The 18413-nt window shown below is 37.2% G+C and carries 16 protein-coding genes; 5 read left to right on the plus strand and 11 right to left on the minus strand.

Translation table 11 applies throughout. The features are described 5' to 3' along the window. A partial coding sequence (locus J2743_RS11340) for a right-handed parallel beta-helix repeat-containing protein (RefSeq protein ID WP_209627292.1) occupies positions 1-3830 on the minus strand: 3830 nt, incomplete at its 3' end. A 349-nt stretch (positions 3831-4179) separates the two neighbouring features. On the opposite strand from J2743_RS11340, the gene J2743_RS11345 reads away from it, so the two are divergent. The 5 genes from J2743_RS11345 (at position 4180) to J2743_RS11365 (ending at position 10241) form a co-directional block, all read left to right on the plus strand. Further along, positions 4180-5109, plus strand: coding sequence for an energy-coupling factor transporter transmembrane component T (locus J2743_RS11345; RefSeq protein WP_209627294.1), 930 nt, complete (start codon positions 4180-4182; stop codon positions 5107-5109). Positions 5110-5139: 30 nt separating this feature from the next. Further along, positions 5140-6930, plus strand: a complete 1791-nt coding sequence (locus J2743_RS11350) for an ABC transporter ATP-binding protein (protein ID WP_209627296.1) — start codon at positions 5140-5142, stop codon at positions 6928-6930. 263 nt (positions 6931-7193) lie between these two features. Beyond that, positions 7194-7841 carry an ECF transporter S component gene (locus J2743_RS11355; RefSeq protein WP_209627299.1) on the plus strand — a complete coding sequence of 216 codons (648 nt, stop codon included), beginning with the start codon at positions 7194-7196 and terminating at the stop codon, positions 7839-7841. An 11-nt stretch (positions 7842-7852) separates the two neighbouring features. Continuing rightward, a complete protein-coding gene (locus J2743_RS11360) occupies positions 7853-8968 on the plus strand; it encodes a cysteine-rich small domain-containing protein (RefSeq protein ID WP_245248304.1) in 1116 nt (371 codons plus the stop codon). Positions 8969-9110: 142 nt separating this feature from the next. After that, a complete protein-coding gene (locus tag J2743_RS11365) occupies positions 9111-10241 on the plus strand; it encodes an adenosylcobinamide amidohydrolase (protein ID WP_209627301.1) in 1131 nt (376 codons plus the stop codon). A gap of 8 nt (positions 10242-10249) precedes the next feature. Here the strand turns inward: J2743_RS11365 and J2743_RS11370 are convergent, their stop codons facing one another. The 10 genes from J2743_RS11370 to mtrA all read right to left on the minus strand — a co-directional run bounded on the left by J2743_RS11370 (position 10250) and on the right by mtrA (position 18328). Further along, positions 10250-11434 carry a permease gene (locus J2743_RS11370; RefSeq protein WP_209627303.1) on the minus strand — a complete coding sequence of 395 codons (1185 nt, stop codon included), beginning with the start codon at positions 11432-11434 and terminating at the stop codon, positions 10250-10252. A 90-nt stretch (positions 11435-11524) separates the two neighbouring features. Further along, positions 11525-11899, minus strand: a complete 375-nt coding sequence (locus tag J2743_RS11375; protein WP_209627305.1) for a hypothetical protein — start codon at positions 11897-11899, stop codon at positions 11525-11527. Between the two features lie 48 nt (positions 11900-11947). Further along, positions 11948-12274 carry a DMT family transporter gene (locus tag J2743_RS11380; RefSeq protein ID WP_209627307.1) on the minus strand — a complete coding sequence of 109 codons (327 nt, stop codon included), beginning with the start codon at positions 12272-12274 and terminating at the stop codon, positions 11948-11950. Between the two features lie 231 nt (positions 12275-12505). Further along, positions 12506-12697 (minus strand): DNA helicase PriA, encoded by a 192-nt coding sequence (locus J2743_RS11385; RefSeq protein ID WP_209627309.1) that lies wholly within the window; start codon positions 12695-12697, stop codon positions 12506-12508. A gap of 287 nt (positions 12698-12984) precedes the next feature. Further along, a complete protein-coding gene (locus tag J2743_RS12195) occupies positions 12985-13116 on the minus strand; it encodes a hypothetical protein (protein ID WP_280904817.1) in 132 nt (43 codons plus the stop codon). 62 nt (positions 13117-13178) lie between these two features. Next, positions 13179-15308, minus strand: coding sequence for a ferrous iron transport protein B (gene feoB / locus J2743_RS11390; protein ID WP_209627311.1), 2130 nt, complete (start codon positions 15306-15308; stop codon positions 13179-13181). Further along, on the minus strand, positions 15301-15531 hold the full coding sequence (locus J2743_RS11395) for a FeoA family protein (protein ID WP_209627313.1): 231 nt from the start codon (positions 15529-15531) through the stop codon (positions 15301-15303). Before J2743_RS11395 ends, feoB begins: the two co-directional genes overlap by 8 nt. Next, positions 15531-15761, minus strand: a complete 231-nt coding sequence (locus tag J2743_RS11400; RefSeq protein ID WP_209627320.1) for a FeoA family protein — start codon at positions 15759-15761, stop codon at positions 15531-15533. Before J2743_RS11400 ends, J2743_RS11395 begins: the two co-directional genes overlap by 1 nt. Before the next feature lie 241 nt (positions 15762-16002). Beyond that, entirely contained in the window at positions 16003-17505 is a 1503-nt protein-coding gene (locus J2743_RS11405; RefSeq protein WP_209627314.1) for an MBL fold metallo-hydrolase, read from the minus strand. A gap of 202 nt (positions 17506-17707) precedes the next feature. Then, on the minus strand, positions 17708-18328 hold the full coding sequence (mtrA, locus tag J2743_RS11410) for a tetrahydromethanopterin S-methyltransferase subunit A (RefSeq protein ID WP_245248306.1): 621 nt from the start codon (positions 18326-18328) through the stop codon (positions 17708-17710). Positions 18329-18413 lie beyond the last annotated feature (85 nt).

Here is an 18413-nt window from a genome sequence, read left to right on the forward strand (position 1 = left end):
GTGGCTCTGTTAAGCGCTGAAGTAGGTGTAACACTTAGAACTTTACCTGATACTGAGACAGTCACAGGAACAACAGTGCCACTACTACTAACCAAACGAACACCAGCCGCATTCGCAACAACGATATCCTCATTGAAAGTAGTAGTAATCACCCTACTCACCGCAACATTCACAGCATTCCTAGCAGGACTACCTGCAGTAGGTTTAGGCACAGTACTATCTGTAGTTGCGGTAAAAACGCTGGTGTATGATGCTAGAGGATTACCCACAAGATCGGTTATGCTACCTGCATTCAGGGTTAAGATGTATTGTGTTCCTTTTATCAGTAAGGTTGTAGGAGTTATGGTCAATATGTTATTGTTGATTGCAGTTGTTGTGGGTATAACTGTTCCGCCGCTGTTGGTTAGTTGGATTGACATGTTAACTGCTTTGATACTATCACTGAATGTTATGTTAATCACTTTGTTACAAGGTACGTTTACTGCGTTGTTAGCAGGATCCGCACTATTTACCTCTACAGATTCTCCATTGTCATGGATGTTGTTATTTTCGTGGGTGTTATCCTCTGCATTGGTGGTGCTTATTCCTTTTCCCTGGTTTTCATAGATTTCATTGTCTGTTATCCCATTGCCAGTGGATTGTTCAACGTTTATTCCATCTTCTCCATTGTTATTGATGTCATTGTTGGTGATTGTGTTGTTATCTGAAGCATTGACACTTATTCCGTTTCCCTGATTGCCCAGGATGTTGTTATTGTTGATCTCATTGTTGGAAGATCCGTTAACGAAAATTCCTGCAAAAACGTTTCCACTGATTATGTTATTTGTAACCACATTCTCGTTGGAATTATTTTGAAGGAACATTCCGTTTGTGAAGTTGGAGTTAGCATCGATGGTGTTGGCTTCCAGAGTGTTACCTGTACTGCGATGTAGGTGAATTCCACTAGAACTATCTGTACCACTGACAATGGATCCATTAATAATATTTCCATTTACGATATTATTATTGGAATTGTAGTATAATTTTATTCCATCATTTCCTTCAGGGATTGCTTCTCCGTTGGGTATGTGTTCTGCTGTATTATTGCCAGTTATGGTAATGGTGTTGTTAGTTATGGTGTTGTATTTGGTTTGATATGTAGAGATACCTAATGTGTAATTTCCCACACCAGTTAGCATGTTATTGGTGATTTGGTTACCATTGGCAAGATTAGAACCACTGGCACTGTATAATTCAATAATATAGTTGATGTTAGCTGCTGTTTGTATAATGTTATCATTTACACTAACATAACGAAGTGGTCCAAGAAAACCACCCTCCAGGTAGATACCATAAGCCAAATCAGGGGCTGTAGCACTGACGTTATTTCCTGAAATCTGGGTGTATGGAGTAATAGCACCCACTTTAATACCATTGGCATAATGATTTTCCCCAACAGTATTTATTGTATTGTCAGAAATCACATTACCTTCGCATTCTAAATACTCATATGTACTTGAATCGAAACCTCCTACAACTTCCAGACCATAGGCGTAGTTATTTCCAATAGTGTTTATGATGTTACCACTGAGTGTGTTTTCATCGCAGTCATTTCTTATCTGAACACCCAATATTGTGTCATAACCTGATTCACTTATATTGTTATAGTCTGTGGTTATGTTGTTATTGGTCAAGTTGTTTTGGGCAGAACCGTTGCTTATAAACACTCCCAATGTTGGATAAATTCCTCCCATATAATAATCTGACCAGTCAATATCACCTGCTAATCCAGTGGTATGGATAGTGTTGAGATCAAACACATTGGAACTTGAACCATCCAAGTACACACCATAGGTTATTCCATCACCATTTACTGTAACATTGTTTCCACTGAGGTTATTGGCATTGGATTCCACGAGGTGAATACCATAGCATTCATCACCACCCACACCATTAAATATATTATTTAAGATGGTGTGGCCTGTTGCCCTATACAAATCAAGAACATAGGCTTGAATGGCTGAGGCAAACACATTGTTTCCTGTGGCAGTGACGTTCTGCAAGTTATTACCATAATCTTCCAGGTAAAGACCATAGGCAAAGTTATCTGCAATAGCACTGATGTCGTTTTCAGAAATAACTGTATCCTTGGTGTATCCGCTTACTTTAACACCATTGGCATAATTTTTTCCAACAGTGCTGATATCATTACCTGAGATAATATTACCCTCACTAACAGCACCAAATGCACCTACAATCTCCAGACCATAACCATAGGAATATCCATTGGTATTGATGGTGTTTCCGGTGAGGTTATTTCCATTACAGTCCTCACATAACCGAACACCAAGCATAGTGTCGAATCCTGATGCACTTATGGCATTGTAATCTGTGTTTATAATGTTATTGGTGAGTATGTTATTGTTGGAACTATCATACAGGAACACCCCAATAGTAGAGTAAATTCCTGGGTCGGGGTAGGGTGACCAGTCCACATCCCCTGCAAAACCAGTAGTATTCACAATGTTAGAATCGACTATGTTGGAACTTGAATCTTCCAGATAGACACCATAGGTAATCCCATCACCATTCACAGTAACATTATTTCCACTGATGTTATTGGAGTTAGATGCACTCATGAGGTGAATACCGTAACATCCATCTTCACCCACACCATTAAACACATTATCAGTAATGGTGTGACCTCTGGCTTCATATAATTCCAAAACATAAGATTCATCGGCTGATGCCAGGACATTGTTTCCAGTGACAGTGACATTTTTAAGTCCTTCTGATCCTCCAAAATTCTCCAGATAGACACCATAAGCAAAGTTATCTGCAGTGGCACTGATGTCATTTCCAGAAACTAGAGTATCTTCGGTGTAGGTGCTTACCTTAATACCGTTGGCATAATTATCTCCAACCGTGCTGATGGTGTTTCCTGAAATAATATTGCCAGATGATGTTAGGCAACCGTAAGTTCCTACAATTTCTACACCGTAGGCATAGGAAAATCCGTTGGTGTTAATTGTGTTATTAGCAAAGTTATTTCCACAACTTTCTTGGTGTATGCGAACACCTAACAGAGTGTCATAACCGGTGGTGCTGTGTATCAGATTGTAATCTGTATTTATAGTGTTGTTTATGAAATCGTTGTTGTCGGAAGCACTGTATAAAAACACACCTGTGGTAGGATACACACCACCATTTAACCAGTCGGACCAATCAACATCGGCTGAAACTCCGGTTGTGGTAATTGTGTTTGAATCAAACACATTGGAACTGGATTCTTCTAAATAAACACCATAGGTGAACTTACCATCACCTTTTTTAGCCGACCCCGTACCATCACCTGTGGTGGTGATAGTGTTTCCATTGATTTGATTATTATTTGCTTCTATTAAACAAACACCATAACTATCATCCCCTTCTTGACTGGTGAGGACCACGTTGTTAGCTATAGTGTTGTTTTCTGATTCAGCAATGACTATGGATCCTGGGGCAATGTTACCATTGTGATTGGTGTTGTTAATAACCAAATCTGTGACATTGGTCCCTGAACCACTGCTCAGAATGGTTATGGTTCCATTGAAGATGGTCCCAGTTTTATCACTGCTAGTTATATTCAAGGGACGATCAATATACATATCCTTGTTATTTATCGCTCCTGAACAATCTAACACATCTCCACTGATGATGTTCGTATCATTAATATATCCGGATGCGTTGAAATAATTAGTATACGAGTCATCAGTGATAGTATATATATTAGCCGCGCTAACTGCGCTAATAGTAGCGCAAGATAACAGCAGAAACGCTATTATCGTAGCCAGCTTTATTCCTTTATGCATTTTTTACCTCCTTTATCAATTTTATTTTATTATTATTAAGATTTACTTGAAATAAATCATATTTAAATATTTCCATGATACTTTAAAAAAACTCAAGTAAAGTTTATATGTTATGAAATTAAAGGAGTAAATTGATCCATAAACCTACATAAATGACACCAATAGGGTCCAGAAAACTCCTTGTTTTCCTAAAGGTGCCACAATAAGGGACTTAGATATCTAGGTCCCTTAAATCTATCTAAATCTTTTCTAATCCATGATTATAAAAAAATCTTATGAAAATAAATAAACGAATGAAATATAGACCTTACATGATAATAAATTTAGATTATTTTAAAGGTGCTGAACCTTGAATCTGACAATAATACATCCTGGAGTATATGTTATTTACTATCTGCTACTAATACTACTTGCATTCATGTTCAACGACCCTTACTATCTTGTATCCTTTTTAATCTGTATTTCTATTCTGATTGCCATGCAGGGTATCAGTCATGAATTTAAGAGTGTAATCCAGTTTTTTATTCCTATGTCCATTTTAATAATCATTTTAAACCCTTTGGCATCAAAAGTGGGAACCACCCACATATATATTATGGGAAGTTATTACATCACCCTGGAGGCTTTGGTATATGGGATTTTAATGAGTCTCTCCCTCCTAATCATATTACTTGTATTCGCCTCATATAATCGTTCAGTTTCTTATCAAGAGATGCTTTATCTTTTTTCAAAGAGATTCCCTCATATTTCCATGATAATCGTGATGGCACTGCGTTTTATTCCCCTTCTGACTTATCGGTTAAGTGAGGTGAATAAGATCTTCAAATTCAACCAGGATGAACAACAAAAGGGTGAATCCAGGATAGAAAGAATTAAAAAAACCGCCCAGATGCTGGCAGTTGTGGTTTCATGGTCACTGGAAGAGTCTATGCTCACTGCAAAGTCGATGAAAGCCAGAGGATATGGTATAAAAGACCGGACAAGCTACTTATCATATGAATTCCGAAAAATAGACTATTTATTCATTTCATTCATCATTGTAATGACATTCATCAGCCTTGCTGGCCTGGCGCAGGGTTATGGGAGGATTGAAATTTATCCAACCCTGAAATTCAATGCTTCAGAAAACATTTTGAACCTGTACTATTTAGCATTTTTAATGTTATTAATGCCACTTATCTACCTTGAACTCAGAGAAAAGTTTATATGGCGCCAAAAAATTAAATCGCACCGATTAACTTATCAAGAGAAAGATAATGGAGATTCTAAAAAAAACTAATAAAGAAAAAAAGTTGAGGAGAAATATTTGATGAGCTTGATCAAATTTGAAGATTTCAGTTTCAAATATCCCCACCAAAAAAATGCTCTTTCCAACATAAATCTCGATATAAATGATGGAGAATTTGTTTTATTCTGCGGACCATCCGGTTCTGGGAAAACTACTCTGCTGGCTAACATAAAAAACGAGATACGGCCTGTGGGGGATTGTGATGGTGTGATCTATTATGATGGGGAGAACATACGTAACATGGAAGATGAGAGATCTGCCTCTGAAATTGGTTTTTTATTTCAAAATCCTGAAGATCAATTTGTTTCAGACAATGTACTCCAGGAGATAGCTTTTTCCCTGGAAAATATGGGATTACCCACCAATGAAATTCGCAACCGGGTTGCAGAGATGACTGCTTTTTTTGGTCTGGATAAATATCTTTACAAGAATGTCAATGAACTCTCCGGTGGCCAGAAACAACTGGTAAATCTATGTTCCCTTCTGGTGTTAAAACCCAAATTACTTCTTTTAGACGAACCAACCTCACAACTTGACCCCATTGCAGCCTATGATTTTCTAACTATCCTTAGAAGATTGAACGAAGAATTTTCCATCACCATAATGGCCACTGAACATAAGATTGATAACATGTTCCCCTTCATTGATAAAGCAGTGTTTCTAGAGGATGGATGCATAAAATACTCTGATGGACCCCGAAGTATATGTCAGGAAGCATGGAACAACGAAATATTCAGTAATTATTTGCCGGCTGTAACCCGTATCAACTTCCTCCTGGGATCAAAGTATGATTATGTAAATGAACTAAAAATACCCCTTAACATACGTCAGGGACGTGGAAATCTAAATCTTCTGGACGGTGAACTGAAAAAATCCCACAACTCCCTATCCACAACCAACTACAAAAGGACCCCAGATACAGAATATTCTAAAGGAACTGTCAAAGAAAATGAAAATACCCTGATTAAATGTGATGATATCTGGTTTGGTTACATACAGGATCATTTAGTTTTAAAGGGAATTAATTTTGATATTAAAAAGGGAGAATTTCTCAGTATTATAGGAGGAAACGGAACTGGTAAAAGCACCCTGTTACAGATATTAGCCGGACTTATGAAGCCCAAAAAAGGGAAAATTACCTATAAAAAGGGTCTCAGACTGGGTTATGTTCACCAGAACCCTATGATTCATTTCCGCCAGGAAACTGTAGAAGAAGAGTTTTCAGAATACTCATCAGGACTAACTCCAGAACAGTTAGCCCAGGAAAATGGAGGGTTGGGTAAATTGTTCAGATCCATTCTAGGATCCAAAGACCATTCTGATAGTGCTATTTCACCTGCTGAATCTTCTAAATTAAAGAGTAAAAGATTTGCATCTGAAGAGGAAAAACAGAATATTATCCATTTATTTGGTCTTGAAGATTTAATGGATAAACATCCCTATGATTGTAGTGGTGGTGAAAAACAGAAAATCGCCATTGTAAAGGCTTTGTTAACCAAACCAGATGTTTTAATTTTGGATGAACCCACTAAAGGTATTGATCCAGTATCTAAACTTCACTTTGCTGATTTGATGAAAAAACTACAAAGTGATGGTTTAACCATTGTAATGACCACTCACGACATTGATTTTGCTGCAGAATATTCCCATAGATGTATATTACTCTTTGACGGCGGAATACAGGTTGATGATGAACCCAAACCCGTTTTTTCCAATAACAACTTCTACACAACCTTCGTGAACAGGATGGTAAAGGATTACCTGCCCAATTGTGTGACTCTGAGTGATGTGAAGAGAGAATGGAACATCTAAAGATTTCTTTAAAAAAATCAGATTTTTCGTAAACTTAATTAATAGATAATAACACGGATTTGGGCTATACCAAAACTCCATAACAACCAATTTTAACTGCAATAAAAATTAGGGTTTAAAATTGTTTGATATAAGAAATAAGTATTATTTTCATTCTTATTATTAAGAACATGATTTAATACAGCATATTTATATTCCATCAAGATTATAACAGTATTAAATTTTACTTGAAAATAAATCAAAATAAATTGAGGTGGGAGTTTATGGATTTTATGACTTTAGGAAGCTGGATACTATTCTTTTTATTAATTATTGGAATTATTTTAGCCTTTTTTAGAATTTTCGAAAAATCAAAACCAAGTGTAGAACATTTAGTGTTGATTGCAATTCTAGTTGCAATATCGGTTATGGGAGATCTTCCCACAGCTGCCATACCCGGGCTTACAGTGGCATCTTTCATAATAATCACCACAGGAATAGTTTTCGGGAAAAAAACCGGGTTTGTAACTGGAATTCTAACCCCCCTGGTACTGAGTCTGTTTCTAGGGTTAGGGTACTGGACAGTGCTGCAAATGATTGCCTGGGGACTGATGGGGTTAACTGCAGGAATATTAAGTAGCAAACTTGACAAAAACAAGTACCTACGATCAGGTTTTGGTTTTGCCTGGGGATTCCTCTATGGGTGGATAACCAACCTTTCTATGTTACCGTTCCTAAGCAGCATCACTCTAACCAGTGTGATCGGAGTTTATGCTGCAAGCTTCCCCTTTGATCTTATTCATGCTGTTACCAATGCTGTGCTCCTTTTCCTGTTCTTCAGCCTATTTGAAAGGATATTTAATCGAGCTAAAGACAGATTTATCAGTCCAGCCATGAAAGAATCCCCAGAAAAAGAACCAGCTAATAATTAAAACAAGGTTAGATGATGATATATATAGTGGGAATTGGATATTCAAAAGAACATCTAACTCTCCAGGCCTTAAATATCCTGAATGAGGCAGATTTAATCATTGGCAACTCTTTTCATCTTAAACAGATAGAAGATCTGATAAAAGGCAAAAAAACTATAAGAGAGAACATAGCAAAAGAAGAGATGGTTCATTTAACTATTCTTAAATCTTTAGACAACAAAAATGTGGCCTTAATATCATCTGATCCTGAGGCAGAGGGAATTCTTAACATTTTCTATCAATCCCTGGATAAATATCCGGATGTGGAAGCAAAAGTGGTTCCTGGAGTAACTGCAGTAGCCTATGCATCTACCACCTTAGGGACACTTAATGATTTTGCAGTTATAAATTTGAACGATGCCACCATCCCTTTATGTGAGATGAAAAACCGGTTAAAGAACGCCGTAGCAGCAGAACTCATTCTCATACTCCAGAAAATCCCTGGAACAGACCATAGGGATGTGCATAAAATTTTAAAAGAGCTTTTAAATGATTCCACACCCGTGGGAATTTTTAAAATCCTTCCAGTATCTGAGTTAAAGGAAGTATCCCAATTAAAAGAAACTTCAAACACATCCCCTGTACCTGAATCCAGATTATCTGAATATGTTGTAAGCACTATGGGAAATATAAACTGGGATGATGTTGACAAATCCCCTCTGCTTGTATTAGGAAACAAGTTCACTTACATTCAGAATGGTAAAATGGTAACACCCAGGGGTTATGTCTTATACCCTGTGATTCATCCCCTTACCAGAAAGTTCTATGAGAATTACCTGGCAGGTGAAGGTGTAGAAGGTCCTAACTTTGATTGTTCTGACTATCCCTGTCATTATCATTGCCAAAACTGCACTTTCTGTTACTGTCCATTCTACCCCTGCGGAGACTCTTCTACTGGAGGTAAATGGATTAAAGGAAAACCAGTATGGGATTGCACAGATTGCCTGTGGATCCATCAGGACGATACAGTAGATTGCATACAGAGAAAACTGGATGATATATTACTTGAAGTGGAAGACCTGCAAAATAAGAAGAAAGAACTCTTGAAATTGCGCAGAGAATGCCTATATTACACTTTAAATGATTGAGGGGAAATTTATATACATAATTAATAGGACAGGTGAGGTTCTAATATCTCTAAATTCCTATTATTTATTTGTTTTATATGGCTAATTAGTAAACGCAACCATGTTCACAATAACATAGATCCTACCTTAAAGGTGAATTGATTTGAAAATTCAAAAAAGTAAAACAAAGGAATACAGGGATTCATTTAAACTCATCCACCAAACAGATACTGGAGAAAAGGTTTACAGACTTGGAAGGTCCATTCTTATCAAATTACCTGAGAATCGGAATTCTGTAATCACTTCATGGATTAATGGAGGTTACCGGGAAGATCTCCAGGCTATATTTAACCATCAACTGAATCAAAGCGAGATTGATCACCTAGAAAATGGCCCTGTACCTGAATTTATGAGGAATACTGCAAAAAAAATGGGAATGGACCCAGGAAGGACTTCTGGCTTTTTGACTGTGGCTTATATGGATAATGTTGCCATAATAACTAAAACTTTCCGAGAGATAGAAGTTACTGCCATAGTAACTGCGGGAATTGAGGTTAATGGTGGTCGGGCTGGAGATACTGCATCATACTATGAACTAAATGGGACTTATGAATTTGAGGTGGGCACCATAAATACTGTTTTAATAGTTAACTGTAACTTATCTGAAAGTACCCTCATAAGATCAATGATGACTGCAGTGGAGGCAAAGACAGTTGCTCTCCAGGAACTCATGGCACCCAGCAAGTACTCTCACGGCGTTGCAACTGGTTCTGGAACAGATAACATAGCAATAATCTCCAACATGGAAAGTGAAGACGTTTTAACCAGTGCAGGGAAACATTCAAAACTGGGAGAACTCATTGGAAAAAGCGTGATTGAAGCCACTAAACAATCTCTGTCAAAACAGAGTAACCTGAATCCTGATTCTCAATGTGATATGCTGGTTCGATTGGAACGTTTCAAAGTTGACCCTGAAAATTACTGGGAACATGCCAGAAGTGCCTACCAAGAGCCGGATAAAACTAAATTCATGGAAAACCTTCATGATTTTTCCAAAAATCCACTGGTTGTGTCCCTGGTTGCATCCATCCTACACCTTATCGATGAAACCAGTTGGGGGCTAGCCAGCCAAGGAGCAGCTGAAAAAACTGCAATTTCTCTAATGAAAACACTGCCAGATCTCCTGAAAATTGAAAATGTGCCTAATTATGAAAAATTGTTAGATCAAAGTGATTCCGTCCTTATTAACTGGATTAGAGTTAGTACCTGGGTTATACTTAACATGAAAAAATAATTTTAATGTTAACGTTTGATTATTCTTTTGGATGAAAAATGGGTTCTGTATATCCCATATATTATCAGAACAACCATTAAAACTGAGGATAATAATTTCACTGAGTAAGGAACAAAACTGGTGTATGCACTTAGATCAGTGATACTAACACCCTGAATAAAATAACTGCTGAATAAATTGACCAAATATCCCATAATAAGAGATACACTCACTATGGAAACTATGTAGCTGGTGAGGAACCTTTTTTTGAACTTGCTGAGAATCATTGACATGGAAGCCATGTTGGTGGCAGGACCTGCATAAAGGAAAACCAGTATGCTTCCAGGAGTGAATCCCATGAAGATAAAGGACAGTGCCAAAGGGATGGAAGCTGTGGGACAGACATATATGGGAATTGCCACCAGCAATAATATGAAAAGGGATAACACTGGATCAGATGCAAAAGTCTTTAAAAAGTCCCAGGGCATTCCCATACTCATAAGTGCACCTATCAATGCTGCAAAAAGCAGACCAAACAGAAGTGATGTTGAAACATCGGCAAATGAGTCCTTAAAGGAATATCTTACGATTTCTTTGATTTTAGCATAGGCCCTATCATCCCAGTTACCATTATAATCACTGGTAGGCCCACCCTCCCCAATATTAGATTTAAATTCACTGCCCTCCTTTTCATTGAACTTGCCATTAAAGTTAATGAATTTATTTCCACATCCATCACAGTGACTTTCACTATTATGGTCTTTAACCGGACAGTTAAGGTGATTTATATGTGTAGTCTCATTTTCCCCAATAAAATGGACCAGTAAACCGGCGGTTACACCAGAAATTGCTGCTATCACTGGCCGCATAAGGGTTAATGGCAGTCCCAGGAATGAGTAGGACGGTATAACCGAACTCACACTAAATCCTGATGTTGAAACTAAAAAAGATGCTGAAACTGAATCCCGAATACCCTTATCTTTTAAGGCTATGGCTGCAGGAACAATTCCACAGGAACATATTGGAAGTGGAAGACCCACTAAGATTCCCTTTATGATTCCTCCAAGAGTTGAAGTTCCCACTAATTTTTCCAGTAGGTGAGAAGGGAGAAACATGTGAATTAAGCCTGCCATCAAAAATCCTACCAGGATAAAAAAAGAGTTTTCCAGAATTATCTGATAAAATAATTGGAAGAAGTTAACAACAAAACTCATGACTTCACCATTTAAAGAAATTTTTCCCTCTAGAATTAAACTCAGATAATTGTGTGTTAAACCTGTAGAACCATATTGGGAATGTTCATGTTAATGACTCTGAAAATCTTCTCCAGGATTCCACTCGCCGTTAGAATATAACCAGGTCCCATTCCAGGTTTTTTCGTTAACATCAACAGTTACAAATGACTCATTTCTTGATTTGAATATTATATATGTTTGGATATTTGATTGGTCTGTTATATTTTCTTTTTCCGCAATATAATTCTTAACTATACCATCTAACTCGTTAAATAGTTGGGCTTCTTCTGTTGAATTTATACCAATGTAGCAATCTGTGCAGCCAACACAACTCGAACAGTCATTTCCTGTTCCTGCTAATGAAATAAAAATAGTGGAAAATAGGATTAATCCCACCAATAATATGCCCCCCAGTAATATGATTCCTTTTTTGTTGATGGACATACTAGTCACGTTGGTGGAAGTGTGGTAAAAAACTTATGGTACTAATTATTATCCTGTGCTGGTCATATTAAGAATCACAGCTCCCCCAATAATCATTGCAATTGCCAGAAATTTTAAAAAACTTATCTCTTCACTGAAAAAGATAACGCCCACTATAGCTATTAATCCAATTCCTAATCCTGCCCAAACTGCATATGCAATCCCCATTTCAATATGATTCATACATACTGAAAACAGGTAAAAGCCAATGGCAAAGAAAAGGAGAAACCCAACAGAAGGCCATACTTTAGTAAAACCCTCAGATAGTTTCAGGCAAGTAGTGGCCACCACTTCCACTCCCACCCCAATAAATAGTAAAAACCACGGATTAACCATTGATTTCACCCACATCTTTTTAATGATAGGTTATCGAATTATTTCCAACATGTTATATTCAAGAATTCATTATCAATAATATTTAAATTTTTTTCCATTTTTGGGAACTGTAAAGTTATTGGATTCAATTTTTTCCCATTTTTAGTCCTTTTTTCACTTTTTTTGATTTTAATCCTAAATACATCCAAAAAAAATCCATAATTAAATCCACTTAGTTTATGGATTAGTTGACTACTTTTGATTTGAAGGTTTAAAAAATGAAGATAAAAATTTAGCCAATTTTGATCCTGTTTTTGATTCAGGTAACTGTTCAAATCCACAGTTAGGACATCTGATCATGTTACAGTTGTGGACAGGACATCCCTGACAAGTATTAGACCTTTTATTTTCATCAAAAACACAACCACAAATTTTACATTTCATATTATGCTGTCCTCCTAAGTTAGATAATCTAAAGTTAAATAAAAATTCTCTATACAAACTGCCCATCATGACTTGTTACTAATATTAAACTACTTTTCTCCTTTTTAACTGGATTTAGTAGGTTAAAAGTCAGGATTTAAAATAAAATTTCATTAACATACCTTGGAAAAAAAAGGAGTTTTCAGGAAAAAGATTTCAGTATTTGAAAGAAAGGCAATATAAGTAGGGGCATCTGAGGTGTTACATTTGAGGATGATGATCGGTTGATGGATGCCCCTATGTTATGATTACCTGAACTTCAAATAAGATGCTATGAGGTTTTTGATTTTTCTTTCCTCATCCGCATCTTTTGAAGAATGATGATTAAAATCATCCAGTTTTACACTCTTTTTTCCAGTAATACCTGATTTACAGGTCATTAAATCACCTCCTGATGTTTTCATGTTTTTTTTAATCTACTTTAAAGAGTGGGGGAGTGTTTCTAGAATCCCATGATTGAACCTCCCTGGTAAACTACAAATGAAACCACATAAGCCACCACAAAGGTGTATACTGCAGCAAATGTAGGCCATTTCCAGGAGTTGGTCTCTCTTCTTATGGCAGCTAAGGTAGCCAGACATGGTATGTAGAGAAGTACGAACACCATGTAGGCATAGGCAGAGAGGGGAGTAAATAATTCCTGCATCACTGCAATGAAACCTGGATCTTCTTCAGGTGCAGTTTCCTCCTCTTCTTCAGCAGGTGCTTCTTCATTTGATGCCTGTTCTGCTTGTGCTGTTTCATCAACAGAAGTTTCCTCAGTAGGTGCCTCTTCTCCACCACCATCTTCACCAATACCATACAGGGTACCAAATGTGCTTACCACCACCTCCTTGGCCAGGAATCCGTAGATTATGGCCACAGTGGCCTGCCATTCACCGAATCCAAGTGGTTCGAATATGGGAGATAATGCAGTTCCTATCTGTCCAGTTACACTTTCCTGTGAACCGTATTCCACTCCTACTGGTAAGCTGCTTAAAGCCCATATTACCACTGAAAGTGCTAAAATGATGGTACCTGCTTTTTTCAGGAAGAGTACGCCTCGCTCCCACATGTGTATGAGGGCACCTTTTGCTGTGGGTATTCTGTAGGGAGGTAATTCCATTACAAAGGGTGCTGACATTCCTTTGAATATGGTTTTCTTGAATATTGCTGCCACTATGATTGCCACCACTATTCCCAGAAGGTACAGGGAGAATATAACCCATCCCTGATATGCTGAGAAGAATGCAGCTACAATCAATGCATAAACCGGTAACCGAGCACTACAAGACATGAAAGGAACAATTAACATGGTTAACAATCGATCTTTCTCATTTTCCAGGGTTCTGGTGGCCATTATTCCAGGTACTGCACATCCAAAACCAAGTATCATGGGTATGAATGATTTTCCATGTAAACCAACTAGTTTGTGCATGAAACGGTCCATTACAAATGCAGCTCTGGCCAGGTACCCACTGTCTTCTAAGATACTGAGTATCAGGAACAATATGAAGATCAGGGGTACGAATACCAGTACTCCACCTACACCCCCTATTATTCCATCAACAATGAATGACGTCAGGAATCCTTCACCCATACTGGCAGATATTGTTTCTCCCAGCCAGGCGAAAGCTTCTTCAACATAACCTCCCAATGGATCACCCAGAGTGAAGGTTATTTGGAAAGTTAACCACATTATAAGGAGGAATATGGGTATTCCCAGATATTTATGAGTCACAATCCTGTCAATGAGATCGGATCTGGTGATTTTATCGATTTTGGGTTTTTTTACTGATTCTGAAACTAGTCCTGCTATGAAACCATACCGGGCATCGGTAATGGCAGCATCAGCATCATCATCAAAAACATCGTTGAAATGTCTCTGGATTTTTTTTACTTCCCTTATGACTCTCTGTCCTTTTCCAGTTTCTTCGATTTTTTTTATAATTTCTGGATCATCTTCCATTAATTTAAGAGCTATCCAACTTGTAGGTGCATCCAGATGTGGTATATCCTGGTCAATGATTTTTTCAATCTGTTCCATGTGTTCTGATACTTCATTACCATATTCCAACCGGTCCATAACAATATTAGGTGATTTGGAAACTTTCACTATGGTGTTCAGGAGTTCATCACTGCCAGTTTCATCCACAGCTTCAATTTCTATTACTGGTACACCTAAAAGTTTTGAAAGCTGTTCTTTGTTGATTTTCAGTCCTTTTTCCCGGGCAAATTTATTCATGTTAAGTGCCAGAATCGTGTTTGCACCTAATTCCATCATTTGAACTGTTAAATACAAATTTCTTTCTAAGTTAGCAGCATCAATAATATTAACTATTACATCAGGTTTTTCATTCACGATATAATCCCGGGAAACTACTTCTTCTACAGAGTAGGCAGTTAGACTGTAATTTCCTGGAAGATCCACCACCTCTATTTCATAGTTGTTGTACTGGAATGTTCCTTCCTTTTTTTCAACAGTTTTACCTGGCCAGTTACCAACATGCTGGCGCATGCCAGTTAACCGGTTAAACAGTGTACTTTTTCCCACATTGGGATTTCCTGCTAGGGCTATTTTTATCTTATTCATTTCGATAACCTTCAACCATTATTTTTTGTGCCTGTCCTCGTCCAATGATCAGTCGTGAACCCTTAACATCCACAATTAACGGTCCGTGGATATCATTTTTCACAACCTTGATCTGGGAATCCTTGTATATTCCCATCTCCTGGAGTCTTTTCTGGAATTTACCTCCATGCCAGATCTGGACGATTTTCAGATTCTCATTTTCTGTGGCCATTGCTAAGCTCATCATTTTATCTCTATCTCGATCTGTTTTGCCTCTTCTTTTCTCAGGGAAAGGGAATAACCTTTGATTTTAACTTCAATTGGATCTCCCAGGGGTGCTACTCTTTCTACCTTCACATCAGACCCTCGAACAAGACCCATTTCCATTAAATGCTTTTTAACTTTGCTATTACCATTAAAAGCCTTTATTACTCCATTCTCACCCTTTTCAAGATTATTCAATGTTTTTATCATTTTCATAACTTCCTTCAAGATTTAATTAAGTTAGGCTTACCTAAAATTATTAGATTAACCTAACTTTCTTAGGTATACCTAACTTTTTTATCATATATAAAGATTTCGATTTTACATCATCATCACAAATTTAAAAAAAAATCTCACAAAAATAACAAACATTCAAATAGAAATAATGGATTATTAAACAGTTCAGCTAAATAGAATGTTTTAAGGAGGTAATTTGATTATCCATGAAAAATTAACTATCAGAACCGTAATGATGTATTTTTCCGTTAACTTTCAATGTATTTCCATCAAAAACAGAGATGGCACCGTGTCCACCACATATTAAACATTGTTTGCCCTCACTTAGTAGTGCCTCGTTTAGACTGGAAATTAATTCAAGAAGGGTTTTTCTTTCCTTTCTGGCTCTTTCAGTGTCAACATTTACAGAGGTCATTAGATTCTTGGCAAGGATATTGTATTTTTTTCTTTCAGAACTCAAACTTTCGAAATTTATAAGGGAATCTGCAGTGAATAAAAGGCCTTCTGCAGGGCATAAGAAAAAAGCTTGACCATGGAGGTGCCCGCCTAAACTTTCCAGAACTTCAAACTTGAGATCACCAACTTTAAAAGAGTGTATAACCGGAATTTTCCCTCTCCTTTTTATTATTTTGTTCGGGAAAACATCTACATTGGTTGGGGGGTTAAAATTTGAAAAAAGATTGATGAGTTTGGTGTAGACTTCCTCCAGAACGCACTCTTCAACAGCAGACCCATAAGCTCTGTTGGTTTTATTGATAATATCAAGTGTGCCTTTATTTAAATATGATTTAACATCATATAAACCTCCTGCACCTGAATGATCGGCATCTGCATGAGTTATATAAATCCCTTTGAGTTTTTTAAGGTTAATTCCAATGTGCTGGAATAATTTTACCATATCCCCATAGTAAATTCCGTAACCAGAATCTATCATTACCAACTCATCCTTACTTTCAACAAGATATATATTTCCTCCGCAGGGTGGTTGAATACCGTAAAGAAAAGAATCATTATTTATATTAATTATTTGCACATCTGCAAAGAATTTGTCTCCTTGAGTGTTTTTCAGCGTGTTTCCTGTGGTTATTATGCTTTCGAATACTTTTTTAGGGTTTTCACCAAGACGAGTTAACTCCTGAACAATGTGATTGATGTCATTTAATAATTTAAATAAAAAATCATCCTCAGTTCCTATTATTTCCCTAATTTTCTGGGCAAAAAGTAGGTAAAAAACAGTATCATCAAGTTTTTCTCCTTCAGCATCATATTCCAATATTTCCATTGGATAACGTTGCTGTAAATTTTCCAGGAGTAAGTTCACTGTTGAAGTATTATCCAGGGTGAGGCCAACTGTTAATTTATCATGCCGGTTACTCCTCTCATCAAAGTCCAAAAAAGCGATATTTGCATTGGTTGAGGTGATATTATCTAAAAACTCAAATAAAGCTCCGGGACGGTTGGGGAGAAATATGTTGAATTTTAGATAATGGACTGGTTCCAGTGAGATTTGCAGATAACCAAGTTCATTTAGTTCATTTCTAATTTTTTCATATGCTTCTTTGGAGGAAGATATTTCAAAAAATACTGTGTTTAGATCAATTTTATAGTTATAGTGGATGCGATGGATATTGGCATTGTGAATTTTTGCTATTTTCGCAACCCTATGTAAAGCACCGGGTTCATTGGGTATTCTGGTTATAAAAGAAAATTTATTCATTTTGACACAAATTATCTATCTGTTATCCAAAGATAGAAATATGTTTTTGTGTATCACCAACAACTACCCAATAAATATGTATAATCAATCACCACCATTCCTGCAATACCATTATTAAATTTGATGGGACGTGCAGGAAACATATTTTTCACATGCTTTAAGACTATTTTCACATGCTTTAAGACTATGCGAATAAAGGGAATTATGTATTTTTTTCCAGACAGACAAACTGAATCGTGACTGGATCTAGATCAATGGAGGTAATGTTTTCTTCCAAACTTTCCCCATCTAATCCGTTTTCTTCTCCTTCATCTTCGTGAACTTCAATGATCATAGCTTCTTCTTCTGCGGCACCAGGATCCTTTTCAATGCATTCTTTAACCTGTGACTGGATAGCTGCTGCATCTTCAACATCGATCATACTCACTATCTCCAGTTGTTGTTGGAATCGTTGGATAGCCTCATCTGGTATGTTTTCTATGAATGGAATGGCACCAGTAGCACCAACTATCTTCCTTTTATCAGGATCCACACCATTGGCATGCAGAGCTTCAATACTCTGACCCGTAATGTGTCCCTGCACCTCTGATCCACACAGTACCAGGAACCGGATGTTGGGGTTGGAAATTAAGTTGGCCATCATCTTCTCAATTCCCAGGTTTTCAGTTTTGCAGGGCCCGGCAATGGCAGCCCCTGCATCCACCAGCACTTCTTCAATATGAGAAGCAAGTGTAGCACCAGCAACACAGCTTTGCGGGTCACCCACCACATAATCTCCATTAATAACCGGCCATCCTTCTGCAGGTTCTTTTTTTTCAGCCATACATTAAACCTCCGTTTTTAGATAATGTTTCAGTATTTACTAAGACAGGTTATGGATATAAATATTTCCATTTTACTTTAAAAAT

Origin of the sequence: Methanobacterium petrolearium (assembly GCF_017873625.1) — an archaeon.
Taxonomy (GTDB): Archaea; Methanobacteriota; Methanobacteria; order Methanobacteriales; family Methanobacteriaceae; genus Methanobacterium; species Methanobacterium petrolearium.

Bases quoted from the DNA above. Each gene is read 5' to 3' on its own strand.
- J2743_RS11350 (WP_209627296.1), top strand. From the start codon at position 5,140: ATGAGCTTGATCAAATTTGAAGATTTCAGTTTCAAATATCCCCACCAA.
- J2743_RS11355 (WP_209627299.1), top strand. From the start codon at position 7,194: ATGGATTTTATGACTTTAGGAAGCTGGATACTATTCTTTTTATTAATT.
- J2743_RS11360 (WP_245248304.1), top strand. From the start codon at position 7,853: ATGATGATATATATAGTGGGAATTGGATATTCAAAAGAACATCTAACT.
- J2743_RS11370 (WP_209627303.1), bottom strand. From the start codon at position 11,434: ATGAGTTTTGTTGTTAACTTCTTCCAATTATTTTATCAGATAATTCTG.
- J2743_RS11375 (WP_209627305.1), bottom strand. From the start codon at position 11,899: ATGTCCATCAACAAAAAAGGAATCATATTACTGGGGGGCATATTATTG.
- J2743_RS11380 (WP_209627307.1), bottom strand. From the start codon at position 12,274: ATGGTTAATCCGTGGTTTTTACTATTTATTGGGGTGGGAGTGGAAGTG.
- J2743_RS11385 (WP_209627309.1), bottom strand. From the start codon at position 12,697: ATGAAATGTAAAATTTGTGGTTGTGTTTTTGATGAAAATAAAAGGTCT.
- J2743_RS12195 (WP_280904817.1), bottom strand. From the start codon at position 13,116: ATGACCTGTAAATCAGGTATTACTGGAAAAAAGAGTGTAAAACTGGAT.
- feoB (WP_209627311.1), bottom strand. From the start codon at position 15,308: ATGAATAAGATAAAAATAGCCCTAGCAGGAAATCCCAATGTGGGAAAA.
- J2743_RS11395 (WP_209627313.1), bottom strand. From the start codon at position 15,531: ATGAGCTTAGCAATGGCCACAGAAAATGAGAATCTGAAAATCGTCCAG.
- J2743_RS11400 (WP_209627320.1), bottom strand. From the start codon at position 15,761: ATGATAAAAACATTGAATAATCTTGAAAAGGGTGAGAATGGAGTAATA.
- J2743_RS11405 (WP_209627314.1), bottom strand. From the start codon at position 17,505: ATGAATAAATTTTCTTTTATAACCAGAATACCCAATGAACCCGGTGCT.
- mtrA (WP_245248306.1), bottom strand. From the start codon at position 18,328: ATGGCTGAAAAAAAAGAACCTGCAGAAGGATGGCCGGTTATTAATGGA.